We start from the raw sequence: 13,715 nt of genomic DNA, 5'->3' as shown, positions 1-13,715 counted from the left end.
GGTGTGGACAACTCTCTTTGCATTGATGGGCGTCGCCGCTTGGCTGGTCTGGCGGGAAGGCGGCTGGCGTCGGCACCAGGGCGTACTGACGCTGTTCATCGTGCATCTCGCCATCAATGCACTATGGAGTTGGCTGTTCTTCGTCTGGCACCAGGGGGCGCTGGCCTTCGTCGAGGTCATACTGTTATGGGGCATGATCCTCGCCACGCTCATCGCCTTCTGGCGTGTGCGCCCGCTGGCTGGGCTGCTGCTGGTGCCTTATCTGGCTTGGGTGACACTAGCTACGGCGCTGACCTACACCGTTTGGCAACTCAACCCACAGTTGCTGAGTTGAGCATTCGGATAGCACCTGAGATAAGTCCGACATTCCCCCTCCATATCAGTGCGGCCTACATGGCCCCACCCTGCGCCTCAGTCAATACTTGGAAATAGATCTCGCGCCATGGCTCAATTCTAGGCCATGGCGCTCTTGATGCTTTCAATAGAAACCTCTGTTCTCATTTTTAGCGTCGTCGGCTCAAGTTCTTTTTCAGACAGACAGTTCAACCAGGCTTGCTGAGGCTCAGCGCAGAAGAACCGCTTTATGCCATCGCCAAGAAAGTTTTCTAGATCAACATGATCATTGGGATATAACAGCGCAAATGCCTTTTTTGCCTCACCGATATCCGACACCTCTCTCGCAGTGCACCTCAGGTAGAGACACATGAGGTTGTTGGTCCCCCTCGCGCGTGTCGAATCATAGAAGGTCATGAAGGCCGAGTTATTAAAAATGATATTCTTGGAATGTTCCGCCTGAACCCAAGACGACCAGAAAAAGTTTAAATCCATATCCGGCAAGGCGGTGACAGGTGTATTCCATGGCACGTCGTTTTTCGACGTCGCTATGTTGGCATAAAGGTTGTCATTAAGAATGCCAGCTGCCCGATTGGCTAAGTCGATGTCGTTCATTACTGTCTCCCAGGTTGGAGGGTTCCATGGCCGTGGCGCCCCTGCATGCCATGGCTGAGGAGGATCAGCACCAGGCCCCTACGAGCGCAACACGACCATAAGCAGGGTAAATGCGCCTGGAGGCGTCGTTTCTTTGCGGGCCGTCACAAGAACAGCGTACGTACAATACCCACTTTCCTAAAAGCGATTTATCCTGATACCTGCTATCGTTTTTAGAGATAAGTGCCTTTCTGGCAGGGAGACACCGCATGCAACTCAAATCGTTACGCCTGTTCATGGCCGTGGCCGAAACCGGCAGTTTCGTGGCCGCCGCCGACAGGATGCATACGGTACAATCCAACGTGACAGCCCATCTCAAGAGGCTCGAGGAAGAACTCGACGCCCAGCTCGTCCATCGAGCAGGCCAGACGCGCCTGACCTCTGCTGGACGAGCGCTGGTGGCGTATGCCGAGCGCATGCTGTCTGCGCATGATGAAGCGCTATCGCACTTCAAGGGCAGCGACAAGACGCATGGACAACTGCGGATCGGCGCAATGGAAACCACCACCGCGTTACGGCTTCCCCAAATCCTCACGGCATACCATACCGCCCACCCCGAGATCGATATCACGCTACACACTGGTTCCACGGCGGAACTCATCGAAATGCTGATGGCGGGCCACGTCGATGGCGTATTCATCGCGGGAGGTCTCAAACATCGCCGTTATCATCTACTCAAGGCCTTCAGCGAACACCTCGTACTGGTCGGCCCCCAGCCCATGACCGCAATGCCCACCTCGGAAGAGCTGATGGCTACCGCCTTCCTCGCGTTTCGCCAAGGCTGTAGCTATCGCCAGCGCATCGAGCTGCTACTGGCCTCCCATGGCGTCAACGCAGCACGCATCTTCGAGTTCGGCAGCCTGGATGCCATGCTCGGCTGTGTCGCCGCCGGGATGGGCTATACCGTGCTCCCCTTGAGCACGGTCGAGGCCCACCAGCACCGCTTTGGCATCCACTACCTAGCTCTGCCGGCATCCCTGGCAGAAATCGACACCTACTTCGCCGCACCCGAGCCCGCCACCTGGACGCCCGCCCTGGCCCGCTTCGTCGACACTTTGCACCAGGCCGTAGACGTGCCCGAACCGCAGCGCGTCGAAGCCTGATATCCGCCAACGCGCATTGTCATGGGTCATTCACGTTCATGGCCTCGGCGCAGATTCGACACGGCACTGATCTATACCGTCTAGCAGCTCAACCCACAATTGCTGGGGTAAGGCCAACTCTCGGCGGGAAAGCGCCTTACTGGGGAGCCGGCTGACGTCGAGCTGGTAGAGGATGACCTAGAATGGTGGGGCCCGGTGCTCGCGCTGGCGTTTACTCGCCTCGATCCACCATGTCAGATCATCCGCAAATCGGCCAAACGCACGTTCAAAGGATTTGCCAGCCTCACCGACGGGCGTGCCGTTCTCGTCCAACGTATTGGTAATCTGACCGACTGCGACCGTGCTGGAAATGACCACCATACCCATCTCAGCTAAAGTCCCGTGCCAGGCCAGATTGGCGTGAGCACCGCCGAGACGGCCGGCCGAATAGCTGACGATACCGGCTGGGCGCCAGAACCACTCTTCCAGAAAGTGATCGGTCAGGTTCTTCAGACCCGGCTGCATGCCCCAGTTGTATTCGCCAGTGACGAAGATGAAACCATCGGCCTCGCGAATCTTGGCCGCCAGTGCCTCCATCGGTGCCGGCGCCTCGCCCTTGGAATACTCCTTGTACATGCGATCCAGCATCGGCAGATCGACGGCCTTGGCATCGACCAGCTCGGCATCGGCGCCGCGATTCTTCAACGCACAGACGATATAGTCGGCGAGCCGAATGCCGGCGCGGTCGGACCGGTAGGAGCCGTAGAAAACCAGAATACGATCGGCCATGAGAACGCACCTCGAACGCGAAGGGTGATTGGACAGACAGGCCCCTTCAGAGTAGCGCCGTCGAGGAAAAGCCACCACGACCACTCCCCCCATGCGAAAGCCTACTTTATCTCCCGCACGGAACCGGGCATGACTGTGTAGAGAACATCCAAAAATGCACAGGAGCCTGACATGCCGACCCACGCCACCACCGAATTCTGGAAGGACCTCGCCCCCATCGCCGAAAGCTTCAAGCCCGATGCCAGACCCGAGGTTCACATCGCCAACGCGCCCACCGAGGATGAGCGCTACTACGTACCGTTCTCCGAGACCGTCTCGTCCCGACCGTTGTGGATCTCGCCCTCGCAAAACCGCTGGTGCGATGTCCTCATGGCCAAGGGCGCCGGGCTGGTCAACCGCCACTACCACCCGCATGAAGTCTTCGCCTACACCATCTCGGGCAAATGGGGTTACCTGGAGCACGACTGGGTCGCCACCGCTGGCGATTTCATCTACGAAACGCCCGGCGAAGGCCACACCCTCGTTGCCTACGACCACCCCGACCCGATGCGCGTGTTCTTCATCGTCACCGGCCCACTCATCTGGCTCGACGAGAACGGCGACTCCTGCGGCCACTTCGACGTGCACGACTACATCGCCCTCTGCCGCGACCACTACGACAAAGTCGGCCTCGGCGCCGACCTGGTGGACAACCTCTTCCGCTAGTCACCGATTTTTAAGCTCACCGCCACCACGCCGCCACACACCCAGCGACCAGTACATCACTGCACCAAGCAGATACGCTCTGCGTGGTGCAGTGTTCACGCTACCTTCAGACCAAATACCCAAATCGGTCCGCGACACGTGTATGACAGCGATGCTTCAACCGAACAGCCAGGGATCGACCAGCCCGCTCGGATAGGTCAGCGTCAGGAACTCGGCCATGCCGGCCAGAAAGGCCGTAACCCCAAGCGCCATGACAACCGCAACCCAAGGCTTGAGACGCGCGATGCCCAAGAGGAACACGAGGCAGAACAGCGTTGCCGCGGTGATAAAGCCCAGTAGCTGCATGACACCGACCAGAGCGAAGAAGCCTGCCAGCCAGAGCCCTTGTTGGCCGATGGCTTGAGGCTGCCACTGAGGACGATGCATCAGGCAACGAGCGATCTCCATCAAACAGGAAACGGCGAGGATCACGATGGCCAGCCGGGGCATGATGCCACCTATCAAGGTCAGGTCAGCCACATTGAGCCAAGCAACGATTGCCGTGCCCAGCAAGGCGGCGAAGAGCACCATGTCGATCACGCCGAGGGTAGGAGTTTCGGTGCGGTCCGTGGAGGCAGCGCCGCCCGTAGAGACCTGGCGACGTTTGAGCCACAGCGAACGCAGCAAGGGAATGAAGAGAGCCGCAAGGATCAAGGCACCAATGATCAACACACCAGGACGCATGAAGGCATCCGCCCCCTGAAACTGTACCGCCTGGTAGAAGTAACCCTCCGCCCCCGGCGCCAATACGAAGCCGATGAGAAAGGCAGGACGCGACCAATTCGCCTGCTTGAACAGCACGCCCAGAATGCCCACCGCCCCCAGGGCGAGAAGATCGCCCGTGGAACGCGTGGCCTGGAAAGCGGCGAACATGATCAGCACCGTGATCAGAGGCGCCAGCGTGGCGAAGGGGACTCGAGTCAGGCTGGCAACAGGGCGCGCCAGAACCAGGCATAGCGCGGCCCCCAGGATGTTGGCCAGGGCCAGCGACCAGATGATGGTGTAGGTCAGATCGAGATGTGTCTCGATCATGCCGACCCCCGGCTGCAGGCCGAGCAACAATAGCCCACCGAGGAACACCGCAGCCGTGCCCGAGCCCGGTACGCCGAACAACAGGGTCGGTACCATGGCCCCGCAAGCGCAGGCATTGTTGGCGGATTCAGGGGCTATCACCCCGCGAATATCCCCCTTGCCGAATTCGGACTTGTCCTTGGCGCTTTGCACCGCATGGCCGTAGGTGAGCCAATCGACCACCGAGCCGGCCAGGCCAGGGATGGTGCCGATCAGGCTGCCGATAGCAGCACAACGCCCGACGAGACCACGTTGTTCACGGACATCTCGGATGCCTTGCCGCCAGCCTTCGCCGAGTTTACAAGGCTCTTCGGCGATCGAACCGCGTTTCACGAGTAGATCGACGATTTCGGGGAGAGCGAAGATCCCGAGCCCCACCACCACCAACGGCACGCCGTCGTAGAGATAGTCGAGCCCGAAGTTCATGCGAAATTCACCGGTGGCCGGCGCCATGCCGATGGCGCCCACCAGCAGGCCCAGGCCACAGGCGGCAAGCCCCTTGAAGAGGTCTCGCCCGGAGAGCACGGCCACCATCGAAAGGCCGAGCAAGGTCAGCATGAAGAGTTCGGAGGAAGAGAACGACAGCACCAGCGGTCGGGCGATCAAGATAAAGCCGGTCAAGATGACGGCACCGATGATGCCTCCGATCATCGAGGACAGAAAGGCACTGGACAGCGCACGTGCCGCCTGGCCGCGCTTGGCCAGCGAGAAGCCATCGATGACAGTCGCCTGGGAAGAGCTGGAGCCGGGGATACCCAACAGTACCGAGGCAAAGGTATCGCCCGTGGGAATCACGGCGACTAGGCCCATCAGCATGCCAAGGGCCACGCTCGGTTCCATACCGTAGAGGAAGGGCAACAGCAGCGACATGCCGGCGATGCCACCGAGACCGGGAATGATGCCGACAACGAGGCCGACCAGCACGCCCAGCACCATGAAGAGCAGATGGGACAGTGTGAAGAGCTGGCCCAGACTGGAGAGAAGAATATCGAGCATGGCGTATGGCTCATATATTGTGTGATCAGGAGGAGCCGGGGCTGCCGGCCCCGAAGGCCGGCATATTCCACTATTTGTTAGATCTTGGCTCCGTGCTCCGACTGCAACCAGTCGGCCAGCCAGTCGCGAGTGGCATCATCAATGGACATGGCATCATCAAGGTGGCGCTGGACGGTTTCGCCGATAACCGGTGTGTAAGGTCCCAATTGAGCAGCAGCCGCCTCCTTGAACGCCTTAGTGTCCACGAAGTCACGGGCCGCCTGACGATAGGAGTCGATCAAGGCTTCTGGGGTGTCCTTCGGCACCATGATCAGCTTCTGCAAGGCATAGCCGGAGGCAAAGAACTTGCGGAATGCCTCATATTCATTGCCTGATGGTGCCTCGCCATGCCGCGCCTGATAGACCTCATTGAAAGTGGGCAAATCCGGAAAAGTCGGATCGCGCACGATCTTGCCTTCGTCGTTCAGCACCCCAAGCGAAAATAGCGGCACTGCCTTGCCAGCCTCCACCAGCGGCTCGACGTTGCTCAGATAAGCGGAAGTCGTCTGGAAATCGATATCGGCTTCACCACGCTCGAATGCCAGGCGACCCTCGCCCCGGCTGCGCATGCCGAACACGGCTTGCACGTCGGCGCCCAACATGTCCAAGGCGATCAACACCGGAAGTTCGACGCCGGTGGGATTCTGCGCTGCCAATTTGACCGGCTCCTCCAGCAGTGCATCCAACGCCGCGTCGGCCGACTCACCAAGACTGGGCTGGGCATAGACCACTCCCCCCGTCGGCGTGGCCAGGATGGGCGTCCAGTCGCTGTAGTCGTAACGCACGCGGGGATCGCCGAGCATGGCCGGATACTGGGTCGAGGCCGAGGTCCCCAACCAGTCACTACCATCCGACTTGGCACGCACGGCGAACAGATTGGCGCCGTTGATCGAGCCACCACCTGGCGCATTGTCGACCATGATGGTCGGCTCTCCTGACAGAGACTCGCTGAGCCAGGGCGAAAAGAATCGCGCCCAAACGTCTGTCCCCCCGCCCACACCAAAGGGAATGGTCCACTTGATGTTACCGGGCACCTCGACGTCTTGAGCCTGAACAGCTGTCGTCAATCCCAGTCCAGCAATCGCTCCCCCTAACAGTACCGCTTTCTTGAGTCTCCCGAGCGAAAGGCAAGCAGTTGCAGTCTTGTTGATTGGCATGGCGTTACTCCTATTGTGTTGTAGTTGTCATGGTTGATGACGGTCATCCCAGCGGATGCAAGTATTTAGCTGGCCCTTGATGCCAGCATATCTTGACCGGGAGCCGAGGGAAGTGAGTAGAAAATGGTCCCGCTCATGATCTTTCTGGCGGTACGAATGAGGGAGACGCGGGCAATGTCGACGGGATTTCCGTTGCGGTGCTCGACATCCAGGCCGATGAGTCCAGAAGGATGTTCCAAGCTGACCTGTGACAGCTGACCATCAACCTCCAGTTTCCCTGCCTCAACCACGATGCGATTAGCCACGGTGCCCGGCACACTGACAGCCGTGGCCACCGCAATAGCGCCAGTGACGGCAATGGCCTTGTGGCAGCGGTGAGGCACGAAATAGCGAGTACATAACGTGCTGTCGTCGTCGACCGGTGCCGACACCAGCACCGGTTTGGGCAAGACACTCTGGCTGACATCCCCCAGCCCCATTCGCAGACCGGCCTCGCGACGAACCGACTCCAGCCGCTCGAGCATGGCAGGATGCGCGTCCAGTTCAGCCGGAGACTCCCGGCCACTGAGCCCCAGATCGGCCGCGTTGATCATCATGATGGGAGTAGCAGCATCGAGGCAGGTGACTTTGAGGCCATCTATCGTGTCGATGGCGTTACCGGTCGGCAGCAGCGCGCCCGTCTTGGTGCCGATGATATCCAAAAAGCTGAGCTGGATACCGGCGGCACATCCGGGAACGCCGCTGATCGTCGTATCGCCCTCGTAAGCGACCTGACGCCCTGGTGTCGGCACATGACACTCGATCAACCGCTGGGTGTTGAGGTTGCGCACCCGAACGGTAGTCGTCCCCTCTTGGAGCTCTACCAGACCCGTTTCGAGGGCGTACGGACCGACGGCCGATAGCATGTTGCCGCAGTTCGGGTTGAAGTCGACACGCCGATTGAGCACATCGACCTGCGCGAACAGGTAGTCGACATCCGCTTCGGGATGCGATGAACGCTCCACAATGGCGACCTTGCTGGTCAGCGGATCGCCTCCTCCAATGCCATCGACCTGCAGAGCATGGCCCGATCCCATCAGGCTGATCAGGATCTCGGCTTGCGCCGCCTGGTTATCGGGAAGGTCCCTCATGCGCAGGAAAGGGCCTCTGGAGGTGCCACCGCGCATGATCATGCAGGGAATGCTATTCATCATCGTCATGCCATATCGCGTCGAAAAGTAGTGATATGAGCATGTCAGCGCACTTTTTATGCCTCAAATGCAAATAAAGGCGGCGAACAATTCGAAAAACGCATTAATGTGCTATGGTCATTAATACACTTCATCCCATGCAAGAAAAACGACATGTTACATCGCCTGGAATTCCTCGATTTACAAGCCTTTATTCTGGTCGCAGAGCAGGGTTCCTTTCACGAAGCTGCACAACGCCTCCACCTCTCTCAGCCAGCGCTGTCCCGCCGCATTCAGAAGCTCGAAGAACTCCTGGAAGTCGAGTTGCTGGAACGCACGACCCGACGAACACGGCTGACCCCCATCGGCACGGACTTCCTTCCCAGGGCAAGGCGCATGATCGAGGAGTACGAATCGTCGATCCTGGGCATTCGAGAGCTGGCCACGCATCAGAAGGGTACGGTCACCATTGCCTGCATCCCTACCGCGGCGTTCTATTTCCTGCCTAGTGTGATCCGTGGATTCAGCGAAGCCTGGCCCGGCATCCGCATCCGGATACTCGATGTGAGTGCCAAGGAAGGACTGGAGAGGGTGATCAGCGGCGAGGCCGACTTCGGTATCAACATGTTCAGCGCCCAGAGTCCGGAAGTCTCTTTCACCCCACTGCTGAAAGACCCTTTCGTCCTGGCGCTACGTTCGGACCACCCTCTTGTGGATAAGCCAAGGATCGAATGGTCGGATCTTGAACAGGTCAGATTGATCACGGTGAGCCGGGACAGCGGCAATCGGATCCTGCTGGACAACACCCTCTCGGCGGAAGGCATCCGGCTGAACAGCTTCTACGAAGTCCAGCACCTTTCCACTTCGCTGGGCCTAGTCGAATCAGGACTGGGAGTGGCCATATTGCCTCGAATGACCATGCCGGGCGCTGACCATGACACGCTGTGCGCACGTGAACTCCCCAAACCTCGCATTCAACGCACCATCGGTTTAGTGAGAAGCAACTCACACAGCATTTCCAGCACAGCACAGCTGTTTATCGACATGCTGCTCGAGCGCTGGGGCAACGCCGAATGCACCTGAGAGATATTGATATGCCGCCCACTGATAGCTCTCTTCTACCCGGCGAATATCGGTGACTCATGTAGGGGCTCGATCATATCCCGCCCTGCCCTCATGTCATCCTGCCCCGGCCTCACGGCCGGGGCACCTTTTCTCCCCTTCACGCATCGTAATCGATGGCGAACGCGGACCAAGCCTGGCGCGTAGCTATGATTTTCAGTCGATTGAAGTTGATGTGTGGAGGAAGCGTGCGACACACGCACGCCGATACCGAGCAAGCCACAGCGCAGGCTATAACTGAACTGCTTGAAGAAGACCGTGGAGGCGCCGTAAGCATAGCTGCCTGAGTACGGTCATTGGACAGCGCCGACATCGATCAGCGTAGACAGCAGCGCTTGGATGACATTGACCAACCCCGTGACGTTGGTATCGATCATGGTGTGCCAGCTTCTTACCTACGCGATTGAAGATCCTTGGTCGCCAAGAGGGTTGCAGCGAGGATCATCAGTCCGCCACAGATCTTGCTTACGAGGCCTAACGAGTAACGTTGGAGAGCGGCTGTCGCTCGAACTCCCAACCAACCCCATAGCAAGAGGATTAATCCATCAACCACGATATAGGTCAGGCCAAGGATGAGAAGTTGCGGCAGGACCGGATTGCCTGAATCAATGAACTGCGGAAAGAGGGCACCAAAGAACACGACGGCAAACGGGTTGGCCATGGACGTTATGAAGCCCTGCCGGAAGAGGCGAAGCGAGGAACCTGTGTCACTGACAGCGGCCTTCCGTCCCTCTTCCTTCGACAGGATGAGCTGAAGCCCGATCCAGATGAGATAGGCCACACCGAGCCATTTTATCCAGAGGAACGCGGTTGCAGATGTCGCAACGATCGCTGCGAGACCAAAAGCTGCGGCAATCATTTGCAGGCAGTTGGCGGTCAGGTCCCCACAGGCCGTAAAAACGCTACGTCGCAAGCCGTGTCGGATACTATTCGAGATGATTAGCAATTGGCTGGTATCAGGAGGCGTGGCAAAGAAGACCATCACAGCAGAAAGGTAGACCAAGTAGGTTTCCAAAGGCATTCGATGCTCTCCTCAGCAGCAATGAAAATACTATGCCCATTGCTTATGACAAAATCCACTCTGTCCCATCATATAGGTATCAGGCGGTTCCTGATGCCGCGCCATCCCCTCCCGGACAATGAAATCGCCTTCTGAGGCCCCGCAGCCGCTTTCTGAAGATGACCTCAGATGGCCCAGCGAGCTGATCTTATGCAAAGCAATCGCGTAAACCTTTCTATGTATGGCAAAGGCCTGTTTTTACAGTAGGTTACAATGACGACTCGACACGATACGCCGTATGAATGGCGACAGGGGACCGTCATCAAGCACTAGGCTCCTCTGGAGCCCGCTGTGGAAGAGAGGGGTTGGGCTTGCTCCTTGCTGACGAACCATGAGGCGTTATCGCAATCGCAGCCTGGCGGGCGGCTATCGAACTGTCTTCGGATAGTCGAAAAGCGGCAAACCGCTGGTCAAATCATGGGGCAATGGGGCTGTGTCATCACTACAAACGCAACATCATGTGCATTGGCTGACTGGTCAGTTTAGCGAATTCAGCAGAGAATCGATGTACCGCAAGTCCATCAAAACGAACGTGCGGTTTGAATCCTGCCTTTCGTTGATCTTGGTGTCCTTGGTCTTCGGGATGTTTGCTATTACTGACTATCATCTTCTCGGCGTATCCAGGGAGTATTATTTACTCATCACCATGCGCATCGTGGTGGTGAGCCTCTGCCTTCTCCTGGCATTCATCATCGGTCGTTGGGGCAGCTACTCCCGTAAAGTCTGGCTGCATGCCCTGCCACTTTGGATACTTGCGACAGGCATCATTTTAATCGTTCCCTTGCGTCCCGACAGCCTCCTCACTCAGATCACAGCAGTGGTGGTCGCCACCATGGCTTTCTACCTCCTGATCCCCAATCTGCTGACGGTGGCGATGTTTGCGAGCCTCTATTTGAGCATTGGCTTTCTAGCCGCTGCGGTGCTGTTCGCGGGGATTGCACCGGTGGTGACGCTGCGCCTAGCACTGCTGTTGATTATGACTAATGTCGTGGGCTTCTGTGCCTTGCTGCGCTTGGAGATCTTGCAGCGCAAGCAATTTGCACTGCTGCACGAAGAGCGTAATCAAAACCGCCACCTGCTCAAGGAAATAGCTCATAGAAAGTCACTGGAAGCACAATTGCGCATGGTCGCCGAGCGGGATGCCCTGACAGGACTCAATAGTCGCAGTCATTTCATGAAGCGAGCCGAGGCACTATTGCAGCGCTCGCGATTGGAAAAAGTGCCGTTCAGTCTTTTCATGATCGATGTGGATCATTTCAAGAGCATCAACGATACCTGGGGCCACACTCATGGAGATTGGGTTCTGACCAAAATCGCGGAGGTTTGTGCTCAATCCCTCCGCCCCACTGATGTGATAGGGCGTTTCGGTGGTGAAGAGTTCGTGGTGGCCCTGCCAGACACCAGCCCCAAGGACGCTCAAACCATAGCGGAGCGCTTGAAGAAAAAAGTCGCCGAACTTCCCTTACAAGAGGGAATGAACGAGTTGTGTTTGAGCGTCACCATCGGTATCGCTTTAGCCAACAGCGAAGAGGACGGCCTCGAGTCTTTGATCACGCGAGCGGATCAGACGCTATACGTTGGCAAGCGCAATGGCAGGAACCGGGTAGAGATGAGTCGCGATTCATGCTGATAGGTAGCGGTCATCAAGAGATTAAAGGCCTGCTCTTGGCTGGCTATCCCTCTCTATCCCGCCCTCACGGCCGGAGCGTGGCACCTTCTCTCCCCTCACTCATCGTAATCGATGGCGAAGGCGGACCAGGCTTGGCGCGTGGGCATGACTTCCAGCCGATTGAAGTTGATATGCGGGGGAAGCGTGGCGATGTAGAACATCTGCTCGGCGATATCCTCGGCGGTGAGCGCGGTGGTGCCGCTATACAGCGCATCGGCAGCGACTTGGTCGCCGCCGGTGCGCACAAGGGTGAATTCGGTTTCGGCGATGCCAGGGGCGAGGTCGGTCACGCGCACGCCCGTGCCGAGTAAGTCGCAGCGCAGGTTGTAGCTGAACTGTTTGACGAAGGCCTTGGAGGCGCCGTAAACATGGCTGCCGGGGTACGGCCATTGGCCGGCGATGGAGCCGACATTGACGATGGTGGCGCCCTCGCCGACGTCGATCAGCGTGGGCAACAGCGCATGAGTGACGTTGACCAGACCCGTGACGTTGGTGTCGATCATGGTGTGCCAGTCGCGCCGGTCTACTTTTTGAGCGGGCTGCGGCGCCAACGCGAGGCCGGCGTTGTTGAGCAGCGTGCGCACCCGCGTGAAACCTTCCGGCAGCGCGGCCACGGCGGCATCAACGGCGTCGCTGTCGCGCACGTCGAGGGCGACGATATGCACCGGCACCTGGCCTTGCAACTCTTCTTTCAAGGCTTCCAAGCGTTCGAGACGCCGCCCGGTGAGCACCAGCGACCAACCTGCGGCGGCGAAGCGATGCGCAGCGGCGCGGCCGAAACCGGACGTCGCACCGGTGATGAAGACACAATCCGTCATGAGAGTTTCCTCCAGTTGTGGAAATGAGCGGTGTTGGGGATCAAGCAAGCGCCTCGCGGATCAATACCCACAGCGAGAGCGCGATCAACAGCGGCGCGACGCTGGATTTAAGCGAACGCGGCGGTGCACTCTCGAAGCGCCACTGGCCGAGGGCATTGCCGAGCAGCGCTGGCAACAATAGCCATGCTGCCCAGTGCCAGGTGCTGGCGTGCAAGGCACCCGCCAGGCCCAGCCCGAGCAGGGAAGCGCTACTGCTGGCGGCGAAGAAAACGATGGCCGTGGCACGCATCGAAAGCGATGGCATGCGGCGATAGAGCAGGTACAGCATCAACGGCGGCCCGCCCGAGGAGGCCAGCGTCATGCATAGCCCCGAGAGCCCACCCGCGCCGAGTGCCATGTCACGCCGTTGCGCACCGTGACCGGGCGAGGCGACGTCCCGCTGGCAGAGCAAGGCCACGGCACCGCTCATCGCCAACAGCGCAACGACGATACGCATTGGCGCGGCCGGCACGCTCGCCAGTAGCCACACCCCGAGCCCGGTCGCCAGTGCCATGCCCAGCAACAACGGACGCAGGCACGGCCAGTCAGCATGACGCAGGGCGCGTCGCCATAGTCCCAGGCTCGTGGCGAGATCCAGCAGCAACGCCAACGGCACAGCCTGGATCGGTGGCATGAACAGCATCAATCCCAACGCCAGCAGCATGGCGAACCCGAAGCCGCAATATCCGCGCACGCCACCCGCCAATAGCGCGAGGCTCATCGCAGCGGCAAGCGTGGTCAGCGTCGGGGACACGGCAGCTCCTGGGATCGGGAATGAGGCACTGGCACAGCAGCCTAGCCAGCCTGTAAAAGCCACGGTAGGGCCAGTTACGGTGCCCCAATGGGACATCCCGCCGTCACGGCAGTCGGCATTGGTCGCCGCTAAACGCGGAACACAGGCGTGCTGAAAGGCACACACCAGGAAGGCATGAATCGGATCGAGTTCATCAAGCGGAGGGCTTACGGTACGCAA

At 58.9% G+C, this 13,715-nt stretch carries 13 protein-coding genes; 5 read left to right on the top strand and 8 right to left on the bottom strand.

Annotated features, from left to right (window positions below):
• Window positions 1-334: TspO/MBR family protein (locus L1075_RS12635; RefSeq protein ID WP_246942144.1), on the top strand; the 334-nt coding region annotated here is incomplete at its 5' end.
• A gap of 119 nt (window positions 335-453) precedes the next feature.
• Here L1075_RS12635 and L1075_RS12630 read toward each other — a convergent pair.
• A complete protein-coding gene (locus L1075_RS12630; RefSeq protein ID WP_246895215.1) occupies window positions 454-948 on the bottom strand; it encodes a hypothetical protein in 495 nt (164 codons plus the stop codon).
• A gap of 248 nt (window positions 949-1,196) precedes the next feature.
• On the opposite strand from L1075_RS12630, the gene L1075_RS12625 reads away from it, so the two are divergent.
• Window positions 1,197-2,090, top strand: coding sequence for a LysR family transcriptional regulator (locus tag L1075_RS12625; RefSeq protein ID WP_246895216.1), 894 nt, complete (start codon window positions 1,197-1,199; stop codon window positions 2,088-2,090).
• A gap of 177 nt (window positions 2,091-2,267) precedes the next feature.
• Here L1075_RS12625 and L1075_RS12620 read toward each other — a convergent pair whose 3' ends face one another.
• Entirely contained in the window at window positions 2,268-2,858 is a 591-nt protein-coding gene (locus L1075_RS12620) for an NADPH-dependent FMN reductase (protein ID WP_246895217.1), read from the bottom strand.
• Between the two features lie 171 nt (window positions 2,859-3,029).
• Between L1075_RS12620 and L1075_RS12615 the strand changes: the two genes are divergently transcribed.
• A complete protein-coding gene (locus L1075_RS12615; protein ID WP_246895218.1) occupies window positions 3,030-3,563 on the top strand; it encodes a 2,4'-dihydroxyacetophenone dioxygenase family protein in 534 nt (177 codons plus the stop codon).
• Window positions 3,564-3,719: 156 nt separating this feature from the next.
• Here the strand turns inward: L1075_RS12615 and L1075_RS12610 are convergent, their stop codons facing one another.
• From L1075_RS12610 to L1075_RS12600, 3 genes are all read right to left on the bottom strand, one after another.
• Window positions 3,720-5,669: a tripartite tricarboxylate transporter permease gene (locus L1075_RS12610; RefSeq protein ID WP_246895219.1), complete on the bottom strand. Its 1,950-nt coding sequence runs from the start codon at window positions 5,667-5,669 to the stop codon at window positions 3,720-3,722.
• A gap of 77 nt (window positions 5,670-5,746) precedes the next feature.
• Window positions 5,747-6,865 carry a Bug family tripartite tricarboxylate transporter substrate binding protein gene (locus tag L1075_RS12605; RefSeq protein WP_246895220.1) on the bottom strand — a complete coding sequence of 373 codons (1,119 nt, stop codon included), beginning with the start codon at window positions 6,863-6,865 and terminating at the stop codon, window positions 5,747-5,749.
• A gap of 65 nt (window positions 6,866-6,930) precedes the next feature.
• A complete protein-coding gene (locus L1075_RS12600) occupies window positions 6,931-8,064 on the bottom strand; it encodes a 4-oxalomesaconate tautomerase (RefSeq protein ID WP_246895221.1) in 1,134 nt (377 codons plus the stop codon).
• A gap of 144 nt (window positions 8,065-8,208) precedes the next feature.
• Here L1075_RS12600 and L1075_RS12595 point away from each other — a divergent pair, with 144 nt between their 5' ends.
• The gene (locus L1075_RS12595) at window positions 8,209-9,117 is read left to right on the top strand and encodes a LysR family transcriptional regulator (protein WP_246895222.1); all 909 of its coding nucleotides are present in this window, start codon (window positions 8,209-8,211) and stop codon (window positions 9,115-9,117) included.
• 430 nt (window positions 9,118-9,547) lie between these two features.
• Here the strand turns inward: L1075_RS12595 and L1075_RS12585 are convergent, their stop codons facing one another.
• A complete protein-coding gene (locus tag L1075_RS12585) occupies window positions 9,548-10,177 on the bottom strand; it encodes a LysE family translocator (RefSeq protein ID WP_246895223.1) in 630 nt (209 codons plus the stop codon).
• Between the two features lie 544 nt (window positions 10,178-10,721).
• Between L1075_RS12585 and L1075_RS12580 the strand changes: the two genes are divergently transcribed.
• The gene (locus L1075_RS12580) at window positions 10,722-11,846 is read left to right on the top strand and encodes a GGDEF domain-containing protein (RefSeq protein ID WP_246895224.1); all 1,125 of its coding nucleotides are present in this window, start codon (window positions 10,722-10,724) and stop codon (window positions 11,844-11,846) included.
• Window positions 11,847-11,941: 95 nt separating this feature from the next.
• Here the strand turns inward: L1075_RS12580 and L1075_RS12575 are convergent, their stop codons facing one another.
• Together L1075_RS12575 and L1075_RS12570 are read right to left on the bottom strand one after the other, a co-directional pair.
• Window positions 11,942-12,703, bottom strand: coding sequence for an SDR family NAD(P)-dependent oxidoreductase (locus L1075_RS12575; RefSeq protein WP_040240628.1), 762 nt, complete (start codon window positions 12,701-12,703; stop codon window positions 11,942-11,944).
• Between the two features lie 40 nt (window positions 12,704-12,743).
• Window positions 12,744-13,496, bottom strand: coding sequence for a TSUP family transporter (locus tag L1075_RS12570; protein WP_246942142.1), 753 nt, complete (start codon window positions 13,494-13,496; stop codon window positions 12,744-12,746).
• Between the last annotated feature and the right edge of the window lie 219 nt (window positions 13,497-13,715).

This window comes from Chromohalobacter beijerinckii, assembly GCF_023061185.1.
In the GTDB taxonomy this organism is placed as follows: Bacteria; Pseudomonadota; Gammaproteobacteria; order Pseudomonadales; family Halomonadaceae; genus Chromohalobacter; species Chromohalobacter beijerinckii.
Note: the sequence above shows the minus strand (reverse complement) of the source record. Positions and strands in the feature narration are given on the sequence as shown.